Origin of the sequence: Cohnella sp. GCM10012308, from assembly GCF_042649185.1 — a bacterium.
Classification (GTDB): Bacteria; Bacillota; Bacilli; order Paenibacillales; family Paenibacillaceae; genus Cohnella.
In genome coordinates this window covers 254,576-274,325 of record NZ_JBHRYU010000001.1, presented here as the reverse complement: position 1 = coordinate 274,325, position 19,750 = coordinate 254,576, and the positions used below count along the sequence as shown (strand labels likewise).

Annotated in this window: 21 protein-coding genes; 18 read left to right on the top strand and 3 right to left on the bottom strand. The window is 60.4% G+C overall.

Translation table 11 applies throughout. The annotated features are described in order from the left end of the window. Positions 1 to 2: 2 nt before the first annotated feature. Together ACFOTD_RS01305 and ACFOTD_RS01300 are read left to right on the top strand one after the other, a co-directional pair. Positions 3 to 4,577 (top strand): LPD38 domain-containing protein, encoded by a 4,575-nt coding sequence (locus tag ACFOTD_RS01305; RefSeq protein ID WP_378114965.1) that lies wholly within the window; start codon positions 3 to 5, stop codon positions 4,575 to 4,577. Next, complete coding sequence (locus ACFOTD_RS01300; RefSeq protein ID WP_378114963.1) at positions 4,578 to 4,724, top strand: hypothetical protein; 147 nt, start codon at positions 4,578 to 4,580, stop codon at positions 4,722 to 4,724. 268 nt (positions 4,725 to 4,992) lie between these two features. On the opposite strand, the gene ACFOTD_RS01295 is transcribed toward ACFOTD_RS01300, so the two are convergent. Continuing rightward, on the bottom strand, positions 4,993 to 5,076 hold the full coding sequence (locus ACFOTD_RS01295; protein ID WP_378052402.1) for a putative holin-like toxin: 84 nt from the start codon (positions 5,074 to 5,076) through the stop codon (positions 4,993 to 4,995). 161 nt (positions 5,077 to 5,237) lie between these two features. Here ACFOTD_RS01295 and ACFOTD_RS01290 point away from each other — a divergent pair, with 161 nt between their 5' ends. The 6 genes from ACFOTD_RS01290 (at position 5,238) to coaD (ending at position 8,987) form a co-directional block, all read left to right on the top strand. Further along, the gene (locus ACFOTD_RS01290) at positions 5,238 to 5,495 is read left to right on the top strand and encodes a hypothetical protein (RefSeq protein ID WP_378114962.1); all 258 of its coding nucleotides are present in this window, start codon (positions 5,238 to 5,240) and stop codon (positions 5,493 to 5,495) included. A 26-nt stretch (positions 5,496 to 5,521) separates the two neighbouring features. Continuing rightward, positions 5,522 to 6,223 (top strand): hypothetical protein, encoded by a 702-nt coding sequence (locus tag ACFOTD_RS01285; protein ID WP_378114960.1) that lies wholly within the window; start codon positions 5,522 to 5,524, stop codon positions 6,221 to 6,223. A 24-nt stretch (positions 6,224 to 6,247) separates the two neighbouring features. Continuing rightward, positions 6,248 to 7,129 carry an N-acetylmuramoyl-L-alanine amidase gene (locus ACFOTD_RS01280; RefSeq protein ID WP_378115677.1) on the top strand — a complete coding sequence of 294 codons (882 nt, stop codon included), beginning with the start codon at positions 6,248 to 6,250 and terminating at the stop codon, positions 7,127 to 7,129. A gap of 74 nt (positions 7,130 to 7,203) precedes the next feature. After that, positions 7,204 to 7,356, top strand: coding sequence for a hypothetical protein (locus ACFOTD_RS01275; RefSeq protein ID WP_378114958.1), 153 nt, complete (start codon positions 7,204 to 7,206; stop codon positions 7,354 to 7,356). Positions 7,357 to 7,904: 548 nt separating this feature from the next. Beyond that, complete coding sequence (gene rsmD, locus ACFOTD_RS01270) at positions 7,905 to 8,468, top strand: 16S rRNA (guanine(966)-N(2))-methyltransferase RsmD (RefSeq protein ID WP_378114956.1); 564 nt, start codon at positions 7,905 to 7,907, stop codon at positions 8,466 to 8,468. Continuing rightward, positions 8,469 to 8,987: a pantetheine-phosphate adenylyltransferase gene (gene coaD, locus ACFOTD_RS01265; RefSeq protein ID WP_378114954.1), complete on the top strand. Its 519-nt coding sequence runs from the start codon at positions 8,469 to 8,471 to the stop codon at positions 8,985 to 8,987. A gap of 84 nt (positions 8,988 to 9,071) precedes the next feature. Here the strand turns inward: coaD and ACFOTD_RS01260 are convergent, their stop codons facing one another. Then, positions 9,072 to 10,346, bottom strand: a complete 1,275-nt coding sequence (locus ACFOTD_RS01260; protein ID WP_378114952.1) for a sporulation protein — start codon at positions 10,344 to 10,346, stop codon at positions 9,072 to 9,074. 191 nt (positions 10,347 to 10,537) lie between these two features. Between ACFOTD_RS01260 and ACFOTD_RS01255 the strand changes: the two genes are divergently transcribed. After that, positions 10,538 to 10,993, top strand: coding sequence for a GNAT family N-acetyltransferase (locus ACFOTD_RS01255; protein WP_378114950.1), 456 nt, complete (start codon positions 10,538 to 10,540; stop codon positions 10,991 to 10,993). A 98-nt stretch (positions 10,994 to 11,091) separates the two neighbouring features. On the opposite strand, the gene ACFOTD_RS01250 is transcribed toward ACFOTD_RS01255, so the two are convergent. Continuing rightward, positions 11,092 to 12,327 carry a nucleotidyltransferase gene (locus tag ACFOTD_RS01250; protein WP_378114948.1) on the bottom strand — a complete coding sequence of 412 codons (1,236 nt, stop codon included), beginning with the start codon at positions 12,325 to 12,327 and terminating at the stop codon, positions 11,092 to 11,094. 154 nt (positions 12,328 to 12,481) lie between these two features. On the opposite strand from ACFOTD_RS01250, the gene ACFOTD_RS01245 reads away from it, so the two are divergent. From ACFOTD_RS01245 to fabF, 9 genes are all read left to right on the top strand, one after another. Continuing rightward, the gene (locus tag ACFOTD_RS01245) at positions 12,482 to 13,006 is read left to right on the top strand and encodes a YceD family protein (protein WP_378114946.1); all 525 of its coding nucleotides are present in this window, start codon (positions 12,482 to 12,484) and stop codon (positions 13,004 to 13,006) included. A 66-nt stretch (positions 13,007 to 13,072) separates the two neighbouring features. After that, a complete protein-coding gene (rpmF, locus tag ACFOTD_RS01240) occupies positions 13,073 to 13,246 on the top strand; it encodes a 50S ribosomal protein L32 (RefSeq protein WP_090117460.1) in 174 nt (57 codons plus the stop codon). Between the two features lie 99 nt (positions 13,247 to 13,345). After that, on the top strand, positions 13,346 to 13,939 hold the full coding sequence (gene fapR, locus ACFOTD_RS01235; RefSeq protein WP_378114944.1) for a transcription factor FapR: 594 nt from the start codon (positions 13,346 to 13,348) through the stop codon (positions 13,937 to 13,939). After that, positions 13,936 to 14,925: a phosphate acyltransferase PlsX gene (gene plsX / locus ACFOTD_RS01230; RefSeq protein ID WP_378114942.1), complete on the top strand. Its 990-nt coding sequence runs from the start codon at positions 13,936 to 13,938 to the stop codon at positions 14,923 to 14,925. The genes fapR and plsX overlap by 4 nt, the downstream gene beginning before the upstream one ends. A gap of 11 nt (positions 14,926 to 14,936) precedes the next feature. Next, entirely contained in the window at positions 14,937 to 15,923 is a 987-nt protein-coding gene (locus ACFOTD_RS01225; protein WP_378114940.1) for a beta-ketoacyl-ACP synthase III, read from the top strand. 26 nt (positions 15,924 to 15,949) lie between these two features. Continuing rightward, entirely contained in the window at positions 15,950 to 16,879 is a 930-nt protein-coding gene (gene fabD / locus ACFOTD_RS01220) for an ACP S-malonyltransferase (RefSeq protein ID WP_378114938.1), read from the top strand. A 64-nt stretch (positions 16,880 to 16,943) separates the two neighbouring features. Beyond that, complete coding sequence (gene fabG / locus ACFOTD_RS01215; RefSeq protein WP_378114936.1) at positions 16,944 to 17,696, top strand: 3-oxoacyl-[acyl-carrier-protein] reductase; 753 nt, start codon at positions 16,944 to 16,946, stop codon at positions 17,694 to 17,696. A 132-nt stretch (positions 17,697 to 17,828) separates the two neighbouring features. Beyond that, positions 17,829 to 18,062, top strand: coding sequence for an acyl carrier protein (gene acpP, locus ACFOTD_RS01210; protein ID WP_090117455.1), 234 nt, complete (start codon positions 17,829 to 17,831; stop codon positions 18,060 to 18,062). 373 nt (positions 18,063 to 18,435) lie between these two features. Continuing rightward, positions 18,436 to 19,677: a beta-ketoacyl-ACP synthase II gene (fabF, locus tag ACFOTD_RS01205; protein WP_378114934.1), complete on the top strand. Its 1,242-nt coding sequence runs from the start codon at positions 18,436 to 18,438 to the stop codon at positions 19,675 to 19,677. Positions 19,678 to 19,750: the final 73 nt, after the last annotated feature.

Below are 19,750 nucleotides of genomic sequence, written 5' to 3'. Positions count from 1 at the left end.
TCGTGGCAGAGTCTTTTATCGAGAAACGTCGCCGGGAGCTCGGTCTGGACAAGCCGGCTGCTGCTTCTAACGCGACCCCCGCGCGTGTTCCTGGCGCCCAGACGTCTCCTGCCGTTGCTGTGCCGACATCGTTTGTTGGGCGTCGCCGCCTCGAGCTCGGGATCGACAAGCTATCTCCGCAACAACTGCAGACGATGCTGCCGGCGGGCAGCCTGTCGGTGAACAACTCGCTTAATACAGCAAAGTCGTTCGTCGATAGCCAGATCACGCCAGAAACTAGACAAAAAGTAGTCGCAGCGGACGCTGCTAAGGCGGCAAAGGAAGCAAAGAAGTCCCCAGAGCAGAAAGAACTCGAAGCATATCGAACCGCGGGCGGAAGTCGAGATCTACCGGTGATTGGTCCTGTGCTCCGTGGACTCGACTGGTTGGCTGACAAAACCAAACCTGCGGCCGACGTTGCTCAGAGCCTTTACACGCCAGGCGGCGGCCTGACGGCGGTCAATACGCTCACGAAGGGAACAGGCGCGGTAATAAGCAGGGCATTGCCTGCTCTTGAACGGACGACAGCAGGAAGGGCTATTCAGACTGGCCTGACCGAGGCAGCCGTCGGTGCTCCGCTTGGCGCATCGCACGCGCTTGCCCAGACGGGCGACCTCAAGCAGGCGAAGGACGAGGCGGTATTCGGTGCTGCTACGGGCGGCGCGCTAGGCTTGGTTGGGAAGGCCCTAGCGCCAGCGTTCAGTCGTTTTTTACAACGCACAAAAGCGGTGGCGCCAGAACTCGAGCAAGCGACTCGCGATGCGTTGGAGAGCTCTCAGGTCCCGAGTCAATATAGATCCGTTCAGACAGGGACGCTGCGAAATGCTTCGAACGATTCGTATCTTAGCCACATCATGGGCTCGATCCGGGACGATGTTTACCAGCAGATGACGCCGCCACTCGAAAACCCTAACGAGCTCGCGAAGTGGATTCGACCGCACCTGGGCGAGGACGTATCGTTAAACGAGATCCGGAAGCTGTCGTACGACGACATGACTCAACTGGCGAACGAGATCCGAAGCAACATGAGCATGCACGATGTCGCAAGCCGCGTCGCCAAATCCAAGGGGTTCGATCTTGATGCTGCATTCGCAGGCAAGCGGCCGAGCCTTAAAGATCAAGTAACTTCGGACCAAAGCCGGCGAGCATACGGTATTTATGATGCCCCGCAGGTCAAGCCAGCACGTTCTTTACCGCGCGAAGGATCGGTACAGGTGTCGTCAGAACCGTCTCTTCCTGGGGCTCCGGCGGTTGCGGCTACTGATGACATCGAAACCCTGGCGCGGCAATATCAGGCGGCGGATCAGGCATTGCAGGAACTAGACCAGCGTTATTCTTCCGGCGGTACTCCTACTCCTGAGGATGTACAGCGCATGATGGAACTTCAACAGGTGAAAAGCGACCTGCTTCAGCGCGCTGGCAGGCTTCCAGAAGGAGTGAAGGCGCGCGTTAATGGTGGTGGGGCAACGGGGGCGCCGCCGCCGAACGTCCCCCCCGCAGGTCCAAGCCTTCCAGGCAACGTCCGCGCGCGGGTTGCATCGCCTGCCGGGCAGCGCAGCTCGGGCCCGACACGGGCGACATCCAAGCCGACGAAGACGATTTCCCGGGCTCAACTCGTCGAGCGGATCCGCAAGAACCTCGGCGTGGTCATCGACTCCGGACGCACCGGTTACGATAGAAGTAAGGTGCTAGGCGTATTTAAAACGCAGCCTGGCGTCATACGGACCGGTTACGCCGAGGACGTCGAGACGATCGCGCACGAGCTTGGGCATCATCTCTCGAAGAAACACGATCTGCTCGATCGGCGCTTTGAACAGGAACTGCTAGATATGATGGACACGCAGGGCGTGCATAATTACCGCTCGTACCCTCGAAGCGAATGGCACGAGGAAGGCGTCGCTGAGTTTCTGCGAACGTACCTGTCCGATCCGCAGCAAGCCCGGCAACTCGCTCCGAATTTCTCTGCATTCCTGGACAGCAAACTGCCCAAGAACGTGCGCAAGGGTCTGCGCAACGTGCAGCAGGACGTGCAGACGTGGATCAACCAGGGCGAGTACGACCAGGCGGTCGGGATGGTGGATTTCGAAGGAGGTGGCGGCAAAGCGAAAGGGAACTGGAATCGCTGGTACACCCGATTCGTTGACGATCTTAACCCGATCAAGATTGCGGAAAAAGCACTGTCCGGTGCCATCGGCGTCGGGAAGGATTCCATCTACAAGATGGCACGCCTTAGCCGCGGCGTCGGCGAGCAGGCCAAGATGGCCGTCACGCGCGGCATTTTCGACTCGCAGGGCAACAAGATCTCGGACGGGCTCCAGGAGATCGTTAAGCCGCTGCAGAAGATCGGCATGAGTGAAAAAGACTTTGGAACTTACCTTGCCGTTGTGCATGCTGAAGATCTGAGAAAGATGGGCAAGGTCGTTCCGTTCAGCGAAGCACAGGCGCGCGCGGTACTCCAGCGGTTGGGAAGCAATCCGGTTGTTCAAAAGGCGCAACAGGAGATCGTTAAGTACAATAACGCCTTGCTCGATTTGATGGTGGACTCCGGGTTGCTATCGCCGAAGGTTGTCGCCGAAATGCGGGCTAAGTACCCGAATTACGTACCGTTTCAACGCTATTTCGACGATGATGCGGTCGCGGGCTTCAAAAATGGCGGTTACGGATCTAGCTCGGGATTCGTAAACGTTACGACGCCGGTGAAGCGAATGAGCGAAGAAGGATCTGACCGATCAATCCTTAACCCGGTCGAATCTATGGTCAAGAACACATTCCTGGTTATGAACGCCGCGGCGAAGAACAAGGTCGGTCTGCAACTCGCGGATCTGGCGAAAATCGACGGCGCCGGCAAGTGGGTGGAGCACGTTCCTGGAGCATCGGATGATGCACAGCATATTATTTTCGTGAAGGTGAATGGCGACAAGCAGGCGTTCAAAATCCGGGATCCAGAGTTGTATAACGCGATGCTTTCGCTCGACAATGAGAGTTCGAACAGCCTGCTGCGCTTCCTCGGCGGCATGGCCTCCGTGCTCCGCGGCGGCGCCACATTGACACCTGAATTCATGATCCGGAACGCCTTCCGCGACGTGGCCGGCGCGATGGTTAACAGCACAAAATACGGATTCACGCCGCTGGATTTCATGAAAGGCTTCATGCACACGGTCCGGAAGACGGATGTCTATGAGAAATTCGTGAACAGCGGCGGCGCCATGTCGACGATGATGGCGCTCGACCGAGACACGAACCGCGAGGCGCTCGAGGCTGTGTTCAAGAAAAGCCTGAAGGACAAGACGTTGAACGTCGTCACGAGCCCGAAGGAGCTGGCGAAGTGGTTGTCGCTTTATCGGCCAGTGCAAAAGACCGTGGATGTGCTGCGCAAGGGCGCCGAGATATCGGAGTTGTCGACCAAGATCGGTACGTTCAACCGAGTACTGAAGAAGACTGGCGACATTGAGGAGGCGGCATATTCTGCCCGGGACCTCATGGACTTCAACAGAGCCGGAAGTAACATCCGACAGGCAAACAAGGCGATCGCCTTCCTTAACGCAAGCATCCAGGGTACGGACAAGATGGTCCGGGCATTCAAGGAAAACAAGGCATCGTTCCTGACTCGGGCGTTCACGACGCTCGCGCTCCCGGCGAGCTTGGTGTACTTTTGGAACAAGTATCAGCTTTCCGAAGAGGACCAGCAAGCATTCGCTAACATTCCGCAATGGCAAAAGGATTCGTTCTACGTTATCGGTGTCGGGGGAGGAAAGTTCGTACGGATCCCCAAGCCGTTCGAAGCTGGCATGCTTTTTGCTACCAGCACCGAGCGGATGTTGCAATGGCTGGAGGCGAATGATCCCGAAGCATTCGAGGAATACGGGCGCGCGACGGCTGAGTCCGTGACGCCGCCGATGTTATTCACGGCGCTGACTCCTCTTCTCGAGGCGACGACGAATCATTCGTTCTTTAGGAATGCGCCGATCGTGCCGCAGGGCGAACAACGCTACGAGAAGAAGGATCAGTACGGCATTTACACGAGTGAGGTCGCCAAGGAACTCGGCCAGCTTGCTGACAAGGTTGGCCTCGGTGAGACGAATGCGGCGAGCCCACGGATCATCGACAACACGCTGAAGGGCTACACGGCCGGCCTTGGGCAGTATGGTGTGGATGCGGTGGACAAGGTGATCGACAAGGTGTCGGGCAAGAAGAAAACGCCGGAGCCCGCAAAGAAATTGACGGAAAGCCCGTTCTTCCGTTCGTTCTTCGCAACGACGTCCGGCGGCGGCCAAGTGCGCGAGGATTTTTACGACGCCTGGGACAAGATCTCCAAGAAGAAAGCCTCGGCTGACCGTGACGATCAGATCCTTCCGATAGATCAGCAGCGTCAATACATGCGGATGAAGGCCGGGTACAATGCCATCAACAAGCTGAACAAGCGGTACAAGGCGGTCCGCGATTCCAAGGACATCGACGCGGACACCAAGCGCTCGAAAATGGACGAGCTTGATGCTAAAATGAATGAAGCAGCCGCGAAAGCCTTGGAGGCGAAGTAGATGTCGATGCGGGCATGGAGCATCATCACCGTGATCGTATTCCTTGCCCTGAACCTATGGCTTATGGGCGGCGGTCACAGCGGGCGCGGCCAGGACTCATACGAATATCAGACCGACGACACGGCCTACGCCGAAGAGTCCCCTTAACCGGGGGCTCTTTTATTTTCAATTAGGAGTGATACTTATAACAAATAAAATTGCTATTCAACTCTTCAATAAATTGTTGCGTGTAACTATTGAAGGAGTTTACTTTCGGACTTCGGAAGTGTAATATGTGGTTACAAGTTGTTCCTAGTTGTTCCAAAAGAAAAAGAGCCGGCTGCAACCGACTCCTTTTCCCAACAGTCGCCTTAAGAGGGCGTATGGCTTCTAAGGTTTTGGCCGGAATAGACCGCATCCTTTGGACGAGGGCGGTCTATTTCCTTTTATGGAACGAAAGAATAAGTACGACAAGCGTCGCGAATGAGATCATTAGCGTCAGCGCGTCCTTAACTTCCATCGGCATCACCTCCCTTCCGGGAGATTAGCCTGCCGCCCTCTTAGCCAAGCTGTTGTACCATTGAATTTATATCAATAAATTGTGCCTGTCAATCTATGGATACGAAACAGAGCCCTTAATATAAGGGGGCTCTTTTATTTTGCCACGAAAGGGTGAGCACGATGGAAAAGGAACGCGAAGAGCTGCCGGACATCCCGATCCGCCTGTGGTTCTACGAGCCGCCGGCGCGATCGGACTTTACGCGAAAGAGCAGGAAGGCGGTCCGGCGCCTGCATGGGGCGGACATGGAGAAAATCCTACTGCTACCACCGCCCGTGCCCTTTGATGGAAGGAGGCGGCGGCCATTACGTTCGACGATCTTCTTGATGTTTTTCGTGCGGTCGGCCGGCTGGTTGAAACGATTTTTTCGAAGCCGGTAATCAGTGTGATGACGGCGGCCGCGTCGGTGTTGTACGCATTGCTGCGCGTGCGCGCCGTCAATAACAAGCTGCGCCGGATGATGCCTTACCTATTCGCCGCGGAGGAGCTTGACAAGGAATACGTCGACAACCAGCACGAGATCATGGAAAATCAGCGTCGCATCATGCACGCGCTTGGGGTGGAGCCATGGAGCCCTGCAGCTACATCAAACGATTTAACGCCACCTTCGAGGGGACAGACCGCCAGGCAGCGGCTGCGCTTCTGGGTGGCGTTCTTTTATGCCCGGTCTGCAGCACGCCGGGAAAACCAGCTATTCACAAATTGGAGGATGAAGAACATGAAAAAGTGGTTTCGACCTGACGTATTGACGATTATCGCTGGTGCCTTGGTGACGGGTGCGAATCAACTGCTCGGGCTGGATATTGATCCGACGAACATCGTGGCGGCCGCGGTGCTGCTGCTCGGATACTTCAAGGCGCACGAGTACGTGACCGTCGTCCGGGACGCTAACGGGCTGCCGACCGGCTACAAGCTGAACAGCCGGAAGCTGATCTTCACGGCCATTGCGTTCGCGTTCGTCGTGCTGGACGCCATTTACAAGCTCGGAGCGTCCATCGAATCGATCGTCGCGCTCACCACGATCATCACCGGGTACAACTGGACGGAAGCAAAGAAGGACGTGAAGACCGCCGAAGCCGAAGGTGCAGACGCTCGGCAGGCGCACTAAGGGGAGGCGGACGCGTTGATCGATATGAAATGGATGGGCGACAAGGTCACGAATTTCGGGCCGCGCGTCCGGGGAGGAAAGAAGATAACGCCGCTGGTCATCGCGGACCACATCTCGGCTGGCACGATCGGCAGCATGGACGCCTGGTTCCGCAATCCGGCGGCGCAGGCGTCCTCGCAATTCGGGGTGAGCCGCGCCGGCGTGATTCACCAGTATGTGCGGATCGAGAATGCCGCCTGGACGCAAGGCCTGACGACGGATGCCATACCGCGGGCTACCGCGCCGATCGTGCGCGAGCAAGGCATGAACCCGAACCTGTACTGTGTCTCTATCGAACATGAGGGATACGGGAGCGAGGGAGGCGACGGCACGCTGACGGAGGTCCAGTTCTGGACGAGCTGCTGGCTGCACAAATACATCCAGTCGGAGGTCGAGCGGATCTGGGGGCATCGCATTGCGTTGACTCCGCAGTACGTTCTCGGCCATTATCAGATCGACCCTGTGCGAAAGCCGTTCTGCCCGGGCAAGAACTTCCCGTGGGCGCGCATGTACGCGGAGCTGGCGATTGCTGAAGTGATGGACCTGGCCGGTTATGAAGAGCGCATCGAGTACCGCATCAGCGGCGCCGCAGACTTCACACACGCTTACGCCGCGGCTGCCCGGGTGCAAGACCTCGACAATAAGCTCGGGGACAAGACGTGGGGCGCGGCAGCGGAAGCCAAGCTGCTGCAGCTCACCCCGATATTGCCGCTGATCAACTACCAGGGCTTGATGACCGGCAAGGGCATCGCCTTCCGGATCGCGGAGCTGTATCAAACGCTCTCGGCCAACAGCCCCTATTCGGCGGAGGCGCTGCGCAAGCTCCTAATCGTCTACAACCACATGATTACCACGGGCCTACTCTAACGAGTGGGCCTTTTCTATTTTCTGGACTTGATATGTTCGTATCTTGTTCGTATATTATAGTCGAGGTGACGAACATGCCGATACCAGACAAGGAACGAAAGCTCCTGACCATCCTCGCAAATTTTTCGATTACCCACAAGCGCATGCCGACGTTTTACGAGCTGTACAAAAAGACTGGTCTGAGGGAAGGCATCCATCGCGTCACGCTCCGCCGGCTGGCTGATTGATTCCTCATCGTTTGGGACGAGCAGGATATCCAGACGGTGAAAATTGATCCGAACTGGAGGTACTTGATTCGGTGAGCGCGGTATATAATGAGGACGTTTTTAGGCTTGTTTTTCGAATTTGGTGGACAAATGGTGGACAATCACGAATTTTGCGAGTTGCTCGTGCTGGTTCTCGTGCTCATAAAATGCTGTTAAATCAAGGTTTTTAGGCGATTTTGGTCAATAAAAAACGACCCCCGTCTTTCGACGGAGGTCACATGGGAGAGGAGAAACCGGACGAAGAACTTATGGGGAAACGTAAGCCTTCTCCGCGGTTATCCCCGGCATCTCTCGACGCCGGTAGTAGCAGTATCGCCGCGAGTCAGGAAAATATACGCCGCGGAGCCAAAAAATTGCGAAAATTTGCGAATGGTGACCGAGCGTTCGGGACGGTCTTCCCGCCGGCTTCGGGATATGGTAACATAAGCCTCATCTAAGCCGCGGCGGACCCGCGGCTGTCTTGCTGTCAAATCAAGGCATACCATGTGCGCGGGGGTCGAACATCACAGATGAGAGTCATATCCGGAGAGGCCAGAGGACGCCCGCTCAAGGCGGTGCCGGGCCAGACGACCCGTCCGACGACGGACAAGGTCAAGGAAGCCCTCTTCAGCATGATCGGGCCGTACTTTGACGGGGAGCGCGTGCTCGACCTGTTCGCCGGCACCGGCGGGCTCGGGATCGAGGCGCTCAGCCGTGGCGCCGGAAGCGCCGTTTTCGTAGACGCCAACATGCGCAGCATCGAGGTCGTCCGCGCCAATCTGGCAGCGACGCGCCTTGCCGACAAGGCCGAGATTTACCGGCAGGACGCCGTCAAGGCGATCAGGCTGCTGGAGCAGCGCGGCAGCGAGCCGTTTGACCTGGTGTTCCTGGATCCGCCTTATGTCATGAAGAATGGCGACGAACTCCTGATGGAGCTGACGGCGCGCGGACTCGCGGGCGAGGAAACGGTGGCGGTCATCGAGCATGAATCCGGCTTCGAATACGGGGAACGCATCGGGATCTTCGAGCGACGAAGGCTTGCCTTGTACGGCGAAACCGCGATATCCATCTATAGATACGGAGGCGAAGCCTAGATGAATGTCAAATCGAATCGGCCGGAAAGCGAGCATCGCATCGCGGTGTACCCGGGCAGCTTCGACCCGGTCACGTTCGGACACCTGGACATTATCCGGCGTTCGGCCAAGCAGTACGACAGGCTGATCGTCGCGGTGCTGAACAATACGAGCAAGAGCCCGCTGTTCACTGTCGAAGAGAGGACGAGCCTGCTTCTCGAAGTGACGAAGGATCTGCCGAACGTAGAAATCGGAAGCTTCAGGGACCTGCTTGTCAGATATATGCGGTCCCAGCAAGCCCAGGTAATCGTCCGCGGCATTCGTTCCGTTACGGACTTCGAGTACGAGCTGCAGATGGCCTCGACGAACCGCCAGCTCGACGAGGGCATCGAGACGATTTTTATGATGACCAACCCCAAGTATTCCTATCTCAGCTCGAGCATCGTCAAGGAAATCGCCAAGTTCGACGGAGCGGTGCAGGATCTTGTGCCGCCTGCGGTCGAGGCGGCGCTGCGGGGGAAGTTCGGCAAGCGGGATTAACGACACGGGCACCTTCTGCGACGTTTTCGCCGGAGGTGCCCGTTTGCATATTCGGCTTTGGAGCCCGCCGCGATTGCCTGGCGGTTACTTCGGGCGTTTGCCGCTGCCACGGCGCCGAGGAGAGATGATGGCGGCGAGAAGGGCAAGCAATACAAAAATGCCGAGGCATGCGAGCGTGGCGAGCGTCGTGCCGGGCAGCAGCGCCCAGCCGGAAGGAAGCGGCCCGGCTGCCTGTCCGGATGCCGCAATCGGGCCCGCGATGCCGTGCCATGCGGGGGCGAGCGGCGCGAACCAGCCGCGCTCGGCCGCGAGGGCGAGCGGATAAGTCGCGATAATGGCGAGCGCTGCGTGCAGCAGGCGGCCGGCGATAAAGCGCGACCAGGGGAAACGGCTGCTGCTCCAGGCGGCCCGGGCTTGGAGCAGGCCGCTGACGCCGCTCCAGGCAAGCGCTGCCGCGATGAGCGCGGCGGCTTTGGCCGGCGCGGACTCGAACAACGCCGAGCGCCCGGAAGCATAGGCGCCGAGGTGCATCTCGTATAGGCTGGGGATCGTCAACCAAGCGTCGGTGCCCGGCAGCGCGGTCTGCAAAATGCGCAGCAGCACCGCGCTCATCATCATGAGGCCGCCGATCGCGAACAGCGTGGCGACTGCGCTCGTGACGGCATCGGCGGTCTGCTTGCCGAATGGGCGCGCGTCGGCGATTCGCGCCTCCTGCATGGCCCGGAAGGCCCGGCGCAGGGCGGAGCCTGCCGGCTGGAGGACGCCGCCTTCATTGTCCGGCGCCGGCTCGCCGGATGAATCCCCTGATGCAGGCAACGTCGGAGCGCTTCCGAAAAGCCGTGGCCATAAGATGCCGGCAGCGATGCCCGATACCCACAGCCCGGCGGCGATCGCCCAGCCGTAGGCGGGAGCCTGCAGAAAGCCGCTGCCCACCACGACGATAACGAGAAAAGGATTGGGCATATGAGAGAGCAGGAGCAGCGACTCGGCTTCGCGGCCGCGAATCATGCCGCGATCCCGCAGGCGCGCCGTCTCGCGAGCGCCGGCAGGCATGCCCGCCGTCCAGCCGAACGCCGCGACCCAGCCCGCGGCCGCCGGCAGCTTGAAGAGACGGCGGAAGAGCGGACTGCCAAGCGCCGCGATGCCGTGAAGCAGTCCGGAAGCGGCGAGCAGCTCTGCGAGCATGAGCGGAGGGAGCAGGCCGGGAAAGACGGTCTTCCACCAGATTTCAAGACCGCCCAGCGAAGCTCGGAACGCCTCGTCCGGCGATCTCACGATGCCGACGACGAGCGCCAATGCGCAGCCGCCAAGCAATATAGAGATAAGAAACGATTTTTTGCGCGACGCGGATTCCGGCATTTAAGCCGCCTCCTCACGCCCATTCGGGTCTAACGGATGGCTGGTGGTGCGAAGCGCCGCGATCGCGCAAGACAAGGCCATGGCCGCTCAATGGGTCATGCTACAATGTACGCATGCTCGTCCGGCGATAGACCAGTCTTGTCCGCCGGGTTGAACGCGGAAAACTGCCAAATATGGAACGGAGGGGCCGCATGAGGATCGAATCGCTAGGACCGGGGGAAGAACCGCCAATGACTCTGCTATTGCTGGCCGATCCGTCGGAAAAGCTGGTAAAGCAATATTTGCGGCGCGGCGTATGCTACGTCGCTCGAGCAGTGGAGAGAACTGCCTTGGGCGCATATGTTCTGCTGCCGACGCGGCCGGATACGGCGGAGCTCGTGAACGTCGCGGTCGACGAATGTCATCAGGGGAGGGGCATCGGCAAAGCGCTCGTCCTTCATGCGATCGAAACCGCAAAGCGCGAAGGGTATCGTACGATCGAGGTCGGCACGGGTAATTCGGGCGTCGGGCAGCTCGCGCTTTACCAAAAATGCGGCTTCCGGATCGTCGGCGTAGACGTCGACTTTTTCGTGAGGCATTACGATGAGCCGATCGTCGAAAACGGCATTCCGTGCAGGGACATGATCCGGATGTCGCAGGATCTGTAGCGGCGCTGCGGATCGCTTTTCTACGATCGTTCGAAGGAAAGCATATCGCGATACTGAGTGAAATGCGGCTGGAGATCCTCCGGACGCGCGAACCGCCGTTATACCCTTACAGGCGGCTCCGTATAGTCCCGCCAGGCGTCGGCGGGCCGCGAGGCGGCAAGCGCCGCGGCATATACCGCGGTGGACCTCGCGTCCATCGCCAGATAGGGCCAGTCGCCGGCCGCCGCGGATTGGACGACAGGCACGGCCGCCGTCTTTTTCATGCGCTTCAGCAGCGCCTGTCCCCGCGCCGTGAAGCCGAGCACGCGGATGTACTGCACGCCCGCCGCCAGCCGGTCGGCGTTCAGGTCCTCCGCCCGGTGGCCGAGCAGGATGCGCGCGAGCGTCCGCTGCAGCTTCGTGCGCGTGTACCGCTTCGTCTTGAGCAGATCCAGCAATTCGTCCACGCGCCAGGAGCGCAGCTCACGCAGCGCGCCTTTGATGCGGTGCTCGAGACCCTCGGTCACCTCGGCATAGGTCGCGAGCTCCGAAGCAGGCAGCGAGCCGAGCAGATGGAACAGCGGACTCGCGAAAGCCTCCCAGGTCACGGGCGCCCTGCCCGCCGACGCTTCCCTGCGCAGCACATCCAGCGTCGAGCCGGGCACATAAGGCGCAAGGCCGTCCAGCGCGCCGCCCGCTTCTCCGATAAGCTTGCGCAGCGCCGTCGCGCTGGCGATGGCCGCGTCGGTGATCGCGGTTTGATTGTAGTCCGACTTTTCGCGACGGATGGACAGCGCCTTCATCGGACTGCCCAGCTTGCGCAGCGCGAGCAAATAATGAAGCCCGAGCGTATGGTTCGGCTGCGCCAGCCCGAACGCGGCGTCCGATTCCCCCGCGGCCTCCAGCAGCTCGCGGGCGGCCGCGGCATATGCGCTCGGATAAGGCAAGCCTTCCTTCAGCAGCGCGCCAAGCCGCAGCCGCATCGACTCGGGCTCGGCGGACAGCCGATCTGCGATACGCGCCAGGGCGCCTGCGTCCCCGCTCTCGCTGCCGAAGCAGAGCGCGTCGCAGACGCCGGTTGCGGCAAGCGCGGCGACCGCGCCGTAGGCGAACCACTGGGCCGGCTGGGCACTGTAGGCGACGGGCAGCTCGAGCACGAGATCGCAGCCCGCGCGCAGCGCCATTTCCGTACGGGACCATTTGTCCGCGATCGCCGGCTCGCCGCGCTGCAGGAAGTGCCCGCTCATGACGGCGATCACGGATTCGGCTTCCGTTATTTTGCGCGATTGTTGTATATGATAGAGATGACCGTTATGCAGCGGATTGTATTCGACGACGAGGCCGACGGTGGACATGGCGAACGCTCCTTTGAAGCGCGAATTAAGGATATGATAACATGAAAGAAGGATTGGATTCCCAATCGGGGCGCCAAGGTCGTCCGCCGCGTTAAATGTTGACAAAAGCGCCGTCCCGCGTCTATAATTACTTTTGTTTGTTTGGAGTGATAATATGTTGCTCAATGTACAGGAACTGAGGGCAGCCAAGGCTAGGCTAACGCTGCACGAGACGATTGACGTCGCCGATCTGCTGTCACAGGTACCCGGCGTGCGTCCGGCCGGTCCGCTCGAAGCGGACGTCACGGCCGAGCCTTCCGGCGAGTTCGTCCATGTAGTCGGCCAGCTGGACTGCAATCTCGAATGGACATGCGTTCGCTGCTTGACCAAGTTCGAAGAGCCGCTTCACATTCCTTACAGCGAGAGCTTTAAGCAAGTCTCGCAGGAAGTGGCGGATCTCGGAGAGCAGGACGACGAGGACTTCGTACCGTTCCACGGCGATCGGCTGGAGCTTCGGCCTTATTTGCAGGACGAACTGCTGTTGAATCTGCCGCTGTCGCCGACCTGCAGCGAAGACTGCAAGGGACTCGACCCGGAGACCGGCGAAGACCTGAACGGCAAGCCCGAGCGGCCGCAGCCGATCAAGATCGATCCGAGGCTGGAGGCGCTCAAAGGCTGGTTCGATTCCGAACGTTCATAACGACATCGAAATAGGAATGCCGATAGAGGCCGCTTTCGCTTTCGACTCTGGTAAGGAGGTGGGAACATGGCAGTACCTTTTGGCAAAACATCCAAAGCCCGCAAAAACAAGCGCCGGACGCATTTCAAATTGGTCGTTCCGGGTTTGGTCAAGTGCGAACAATGCGGAGAATTGAAAATCTCGCACCGCGTGTGCAAGGTTTGCGGCACGTACAAATCCCGCGAAATCATCAAGCAATAATGAAATAACGCGTCCCGGCGTGACTAGCGTCAAGGCGCGTTTTTCTTTATATTCGATTGGCACCAGGTATCAGTATGAACATATAAGGCGGTGTCGCCCATGGAACGCATGCCCAAAAAGCAACGCCATCAGCAGCTCGCCCGCCTCATCGAAGACAATCCGTTCCTTACCGACCGGGAGCTGACCCGCTTGCTTAAGGTCAGCATCCAGACGATCCGGCTCGACCGGCTGGAGCTGGCGATCCCCGAGCTGCGCGAGCGGCTCAAGCTGATGGCGGAGCGCTCCTACGACCCGGTCCGATCGCTGCCGCTTCACGAAGTGATCGGGGATGTCCTCGATCTGCAGCTCGACAAGAGCGGCATCTCGATGTTCGAGATCCGCGACGAGCACGTCCTCTCCCGGAGCGGCATTGCGCGGGGGCATCACGTGTTCGCGCAGGCCAACTCGCTCGCGGTAGCCGTCATCAACGACGAGATCGCTTTGACCGCATCGGCGGATATCCGTTTCATTCGTCCTGCCAGGCATGGGGAAAAGTGCATCGCAAAGGCGTATGTGAGATCCAGCGGCGTTCAGAAAGGCAAGGCGAAGGTGGAGGTATTCACTTACGTCGGCGACGAAATGGTATTTCAAGGAAACTTTGTGATCTATCGCTCCGCAGGCTCTGCGGACGAGGAAGGAGCGGGAGAGGCATGAAAATCGCCATAGACGCGATGGGCGGCGACCATGCGCCCCGCTCGACGGTAGAAGGCGCGCTGGCCGCGGCCTCGCAGTGGCCGAAGGCGGAGCTGCTGCTCGTCGGACGGCCGGAAGCGCTAAATCCGCTGCTGGGCGCGGGCAAGCCTTCGAACGTGACGGTCGTGCCGGCTGCGGACATCATCGAGCCGGACGACGAACCCGTCCGAGCCGTGCGCCGCAAGCCGGATGCTTCGATGAACGTGGCGGCCCGCATGGTGAAGGAGGGCGCCGCAGACGCGATGATCTCCGCGGGCAATACCGGCGCCTTGATGGCCGCGGGACTGCTCGTGCTGGGCAGGCTCAAAGGTATCGACCGGCCGGGCCTCACCTCTTTATTCCCGACGACGGACGGCAAGGGCGTCCTGACGCTCGATCTCGGGGCCAATATGGACGCGAAGCCGGAACATCTGCTTCAGTATGCGCTGATGGGCAGCATGTACAGGCAGAAGGTGCACGGGCTTGCGAAGCCCAAGGTGGGCTTGCTTAACGTCGGCACCGAGGCGGCCAAAGGCAATGAGCTGAGCAAAGCCGCGTTCGAGCTGCTCGAGACGGCGCCGATTCACTTTATCGGCAACGTCGAAGCGCGCGATGTGCTTAGCCGCAGCTGCGACGTGCTCGTCTGCGACGGGTTTTCCGGCAACATTTTGCTTAAGGCGATCGAGGGCGCGGCCGAGACGGTGTTCGGCCTGTTGAAGGCGGAGATGACGAGCAGCCTGCGCTCCAAGCTGGCGGCAGCCGTGCTTCGCCCGAACTTCAGGCGCGTCGGCAAGATGATGGATTACAAGGTTTACAACGGCGCGCCGCTGCTCGGCGTAAACGGGCTGGTCGTCAAGAGCCACGGCTCCTCGGACGCCACCGCGACGATGCACGCGATCCGCCATACGGTAGCCGCGATCGACAACGGACTCATCCCTGCATTGGCCGAAGAATTCGGCGGAAAGTGAGAGAGAAGACGATGAATGGAATTCCCGTTGGCGTCCTCGGCATCGGCAAGTACGCGCCGGAGCGCCGCCTGACGAACCAAGAGCTCGAGCAAGTGGTGGAGACGAACGACGAATGGATCGTGAGCCGCACCGGCATCCGCGAACGCCGCATCGCAGCCGAGCACGAGGCGACTAGCGATCTGGCGTACGAAGCGGCCGTCAAGGCGCTGGCGTCGGCGAACATCACGGCGGATCAGCTCGATCTGATCATCGTCGCGACGATTACGCCGGACATGTTTTTTCCGTCGACCGCCTGCATCCTGCAGGACCGTCTTGGCGCGAAGAAGGCGGCCGCGTTCGATTTGTCCGCCGCTTGCTCCGGCTTCATCTACGGTCTCGCCAACGCATCCGGCTTCATCGCGCTCGGCATGTATAAGTACGCGCTCGTCATCGGCGCGGACACGCTGTCCCGGATTACCGATTACACGGACCGCAATACCTGCGTGCTGTTCGGCGACGGCGCCGGCGCCGTCGTCATCGGCGAAGTGCCCGAAGGACGCGGCTTCAAGTCGTTCGAGCTCGGGGCCGACGGCTCCGGAGGCCCGCACCTGCGAATTCAGGGCGGCGGCTCGCGCCAGCCTTCGTCCGACGAGACTTTGGCCGGCAAGCGTCACTTCATCGAGATGAACGGCCGCGAGGTATTCAAGTTCGCGGCGCGCATCATGGGCAATGCGGCCGAGGAAGCGCTCCGCAAGGCGGGCGTGGACAAGTCCGAGATCGATCTGCTCGTGCCGCACCAGGCGAACATCCGCATCATCCAGGCTTCGCTCGAGCGGCTCGAGCTGCCGCCGGAGAAATGCGTGATCAACATCGATCGGTACGGTAACATGTCGGCGGCTTCGATCCCGCTGGCGCTGGCCGAGGCCGTAGAGGAAGGCCGCGTAAAAGAGGGCGACACGATCGCGATGGTCGGCTTCGGCGGCGGCCTCACATGGGGCGCATCGGTACTGGTCTGGTAAAGGATAGAGGAGGCTGACGAACGATCATGGGCAAAATCGCATTCGTATTTCCCGGACAAGGGGCGCAAGCGGTCGGAATGGGCCAGGATGCGGCGGAAGCGTTCGAAGCGTCGCGTCGCGTGTACGAGGCTGCCGACCGGGCGCTCGGATTTTCCGTATCGGCGCTTTGCTTCGAAGGACCGGAGGATTCGCTCCGCCAGACGGCGAACACCCAGCCCGCGCTGCTTGCGACAAGCGTGGCGCTTCTCGAGGCTTTCAAGGCGCGTGGCGTGAGGCCTGACTTCGTTGCCGGTCACAGCCTCGGCGAATACAGCGCGCTCGTCGCGGCGAACGTCCTCGACTTCGCCGACGCGATCCGGCTCGTCCGCGCGCGCGGCACGTTCATGGAAGAAGCCGTGCCCAGCGGCCAGGGCGCGATGGCGGCGACGCTCGGCGCCGAACGCGAAGCGCTTGACGCGCTCTGCCGGGATATCTCGGCCGCCGGCACCCAAGTCGAGCTAGCCAACATCAACTGTCCGGGGCAGATCGTCGTATCCGGAACGGCTGCAGGCGTTGCGGCCGTCGTCGAGCGCGGCAAGGAAGCCGGCGCCAAGCGGGTGATTCCGCTGGACGTAAGCGGCCCGTTCCACTCGTCGCTCATGCGTCCGGCGGCCGACCGGCTCGCGGCCAAGCTCGACGAAGTCGCCTTCCGCGATGCCGAAGTGCCGGTCATCGCCAACGTGACGGCGACTGCGGTGGGCGAGGGCGCGCGTCTGCGGGAGCTGCTCGTGGAGCAGGTCGTTTCCCCCGTGCTATGGGAGGACAGCATCCGCTATTTGATCGGCGAAGGCGTCGACACGTTCGTGGAGATCGGTTCTGGCACCGTGCTGGCGGGGCTGATCAAGAAGATCGACAAGACGGTACGGGTCGTATCCGTGGGCAACGCCGCCGGCGTTAACGAGGCGGAGCTCGGCTAAAACGGGGCACGCCTCGGGCGGCTGCGGACCTAGTGATTATGCCTAACGCGAGAGGGGTAATAATATGGCGGAGTTTGATCTTAGCGGCAAGGCGGCGCTCGTGACCGGCGCTTCGCGCGGAATCGGCAGGGCGATCGCGGTCGCGCTCGCCGAAGCGGGCTGCGACGTCGCCGTGAACTACGCGGGCAGCGAAGCCGCCGCCCGTGAGACGGCGAACGCGATCGAAGCGCTCGGTCGCAAGGCGATTCTGGTTCAGGCGAACGTCGGCAAAGCTGCGGAGTTCGACGCGATGGTGCAGCGCGCGATCGAAGCGTTCGGCAAGCTCGACATTCTCGTGAACAACGCCGGCATTACGAAGGACAACCTGATTATGCGCATGAAGGAAGAAGAATTCGACGCCGTTATCGAGACGAACCTCAAGGGCGTGTTCAACGGTATCAAGGCGGTTACCCGTCCGATGATGAAGCAGCGTTACGGCCGCATTATCAACATCTCTTCGGTCGTCGGCGTGCTCGGCAACGCGGGACAGGCGAACTACGTCGCGGCCAAAGCCGGCGTCATCGGTCTGACCAAGTCCGCGGCAAGAGAGCTTGCGTCGCGCGGCATCACCGTCAACGCGGTCGCGCCGGGCTTTATCGAGACGGATATGACCGACAAGCTGCCCGCCGATCTCCGCGAAGCCATGCTGAAAGACATTCCGCTCGGCCGCATGGGAACGCCGGGGGAGATTGCGTCAAGCGTGCTGTACCTTGCGTCCGACAGCGCATCTTACATGACCGGCCAGACGATTCATGTGGACGGCGGCATGTATATGTAAAACGCTGCCGTACCCCGGCGGACTTGCTTCCGCGGGCGTGCGGCGCAACGGAGAAGGGGCTTTCGCGGAACCGTTTACGCGCTGGCTTTTTGTCCATCTATCTCGTATAATACCAAAAGGGAGGTGAACCGGATGTCCGATGTATATGATCGCGTTAAACGCATCGTGGTCGAACGCCTGGGCGTAGAAGAGGCCGAAGTCACCAACGAAGCGAACTTTAAGGATGACTTGGGCGCCGACTCTCTTGATGTCGTCGAACTGGTAATGGAACTCGAAGACGAATTCGACTTGGAGATCTCCGATGAGGATGCAGAGAAGATCACTACGGTGGGAGAAGTCGTAAATTACATACAATCTCATGCCTAACTGATCTGACGGGTCCCGCTTCGAAGAGCGGGACTTCTCCACATTATGCATCGATTTAAGGGTCTGCGGCCCGGCGGCCATCCGTGTACGGACGGTCCCGGGCCGTAGCTACCTGCACAGAACCGGATATGCGCCCCGCCGCGCCGGACGCCGTATTTATTAGAACGATTCTTCCCGCCGGGACGAATCGCTGCAATAAATGACGGGATCCGTCCCATGCGGACGCCGATCCGTTCGTCAGTCTTGCTTACCATCCGTTCCGGGGATTCGGACGCTTCTCGCATCCGGATCGCCCGGATTTCTACGCGAAACGGGCTCGTCCGTCAAGGGCGGCGCCAAGCGTTTACGCATCGGCTGAAGAGGTGAACATAGTTTGGCACATCGTGTAGTGGTAACCGGCATGGGAGTCGTTTCCTCCCTGGGCACGGATTTGAATACGTTTTGGGACAGCCTGCTCGCCGGCAAATCCGGCGTGAGCATGATCGAGGCGTTCGATACGGCCGACTATCCGACGAAGATCGCGGCCGAAGTGAAGAACTGGGAGCCTGAAGCGCACGGAATCGACAAAAAAGAAGCGCGCCGAATGGACCGTTTCGTGCAATTCGGCCTGGCGGCATCGCTGAGCGCCGTTAAGGATTCGGGTCTTGAGATCGGCGTCAACGCCGAAGCCGATCGCGTCGGCGTTAGCGTCGGCTCCGGCATCGGCGGCCTCGGCACATGGGAGGATCAGCATACGATCCTGATGGAAAAGGGTCCGCGCCGCGTCAGTCCTTTCTTTATCCCGATGATGATCGCGAACATGGCGAGCGGCCAGATCTCGATCGTCACGGGCGCCAAGGGTCCCAACACGACGGCCGTTACGGCTTGCGCGACAGGCACGCATTCGATCGGCGATTCGTACAAGCTGATCCAGCGCGGCGACGCCGACGTCATGATCTGCGGCGGCGCCGAGGCGACGATCCGACCGATCGCGGTCGCCGGATTTTCCAATATGCGCGCGATGAGCACGCGCAACGTAGAGCCTGAAAAGGCGAGCCGCCCGTTCGATACGGATCGCGACGGCTTCGTCATGGGCGAAGGCGCGGGCGTTCTCATTCTGGAGTCGCTCGAGCACGCGACCGCGCGCGGCGCGCACATTTACGCCGAGGTGATCGGTTACGGCATGAGCGGCGACGCCCATCACATGACCGAGCCGGATCCGGACGGCGCCGCGCGCTGCATGGCCAGAGCGATCAAGGATGCGGGCATCGCGCCCGAGGAGATCGGCTACATCAACGCGCACGGCACTTCGACGCCAGTCGGCGACAAGTCCGAGACCGAAGCAATCAAGCGCACGTTCGGCGAGCATGCGCACAAGCTGGCCGTCAGCTCGACCAAGTCGATGACCGGCCATATGCTCGGCGCGGCAGGCGGCGTCGAAGCCGTCATCGTCGGCCTGGCGCTCCAGAACGGCGTGCTGCCGCCGACGATCAATCTCGACAACCAGGATCCGGAGTGCGACCTGGATTGCGTACCGAACGAGCCGCGCCAAGCGGACGTGAAGGTGGCGCTGTCGAATTCGTTCGGCTTCGGCGGACACAATGCCACGGTTATTTTGCGCAAATACGAGGCTTGAATATAAGCGCTCGGCCATGACGCAGGCGGCGTGCCGCCTGCGTTTTTTCTAAAATATGGCGTAATCGCCCGCA

Excerpts from the sequence above, each read along its gene's own strand:
- ACFOTD_RS01300 (WP_378114963.1), top strand. The coding sequence starts at position 4,578 with ATGTCGATGCGGGCATGGAGCATCATCACCGTGATCGTATTCCTTGCC.
- ACFOTD_RS01295 (WP_378052402.1), bottom strand. The coding sequence starts at position 5,076 with ATGGAAGTTAAGGACGCGCTGACGCTAATGATCTCATTCGCGACGCTT.
- ACFOTD_RS01290 (WP_378114962.1), top strand. The coding sequence starts at position 5,238 with ATGGAAAAGGAACGCGAAGAGCTGCCGGACATCCCGATCCGCCTGTGG.
- ACFOTD_RS01280 (WP_378115677.1), top strand. The coding sequence starts at position 6,248 with ATGAAATGGATGGGCGACAAGGTCACGAATTTCGGGCCGCGCGTCCGG.
- ACFOTD_RS01275 (WP_378114958.1), top strand. The coding sequence starts at position 7,204 with ATGCCGATACCAGACAAGGAACGAAAGCTCCTGACCATCCTCGCAAAT.
- rsmD (WP_378114956.1), top strand. The coding sequence starts at position 7,905 with ATGAGAGTCATATCCGGAGAGGCCAGAGGACGCCCGCTCAAGGCGGTG.
- coaD (WP_378114954.1), top strand. The coding sequence starts at position 8,469 with ATGAATGTCAAATCGAATCGGCCGGAAAGCGAGCATCGCATCGCGGTG.
- ACFOTD_RS01260 (WP_378114952.1), bottom strand. The coding sequence starts at position 10,346 with ATGCCGGAATCCGCGTCGCGCAAAAAATCGTTTCTTATCTCTATATTG.
- ACFOTD_RS01255 (WP_378114950.1), top strand. The coding sequence starts at position 10,538 with ATGAGGATCGAATCGCTAGGACCGGGGGAAGAACCGCCAATGACTCTG.
- ACFOTD_RS01250 (WP_378114948.1), bottom strand. The coding sequence starts at position 12,327 with ATGTCCACCGTCGGCCTCGTCGTCGAATACAATCCGCTGCATAACGGT.
- ACFOTD_RS01245 (WP_378114946.1), top strand. The coding sequence starts at position 12,482 with ATGTTGCTCAATGTACAGGAACTGAGGGCAGCCAAGGCTAGGCTAACG.
- rpmF (WP_090117460.1), top strand. The coding sequence starts at position 13,073 with ATGGCAGTACCTTTTGGCAAAACATCCAAAGCCCGCAAAAACAAGCGC.
- fapR (WP_378114944.1), top strand. The coding sequence starts at position 13,346 with ATGGAACGCATGCCCAAAAAGCAACGCCATCAGCAGCTCGCCCGCCTC.
- plsX (WP_378114942.1), top strand. The coding sequence starts at position 13,936 with ATGAAAATCGCCATAGACGCGATGGGCGGCGACCATGCGCCCCGCTCG.
- ACFOTD_RS01225 (WP_378114940.1), top strand. The coding sequence starts at position 14,937 with ATGAATGGAATTCCCGTTGGCGTCCTCGGCATCGGCAAGTACGCGCCG.
- fabD (WP_378114938.1), top strand. The coding sequence starts at position 15,950 with ATGGGCAAAATCGCATTCGTATTTCCCGGACAAGGGGCGCAAGCGGTC.
- fabG (WP_378114936.1), top strand. The coding sequence starts at position 16,944 with ATGGCGGAGTTTGATCTTAGCGGCAAGGCGGCGCTCGTGACCGGCGCT.
- acpP (WP_090117455.1), top strand. The coding sequence starts at position 17,829 with ATGTCCGATGTATATGATCGCGTTAAACGCATCGTGGTCGAACGCCTG.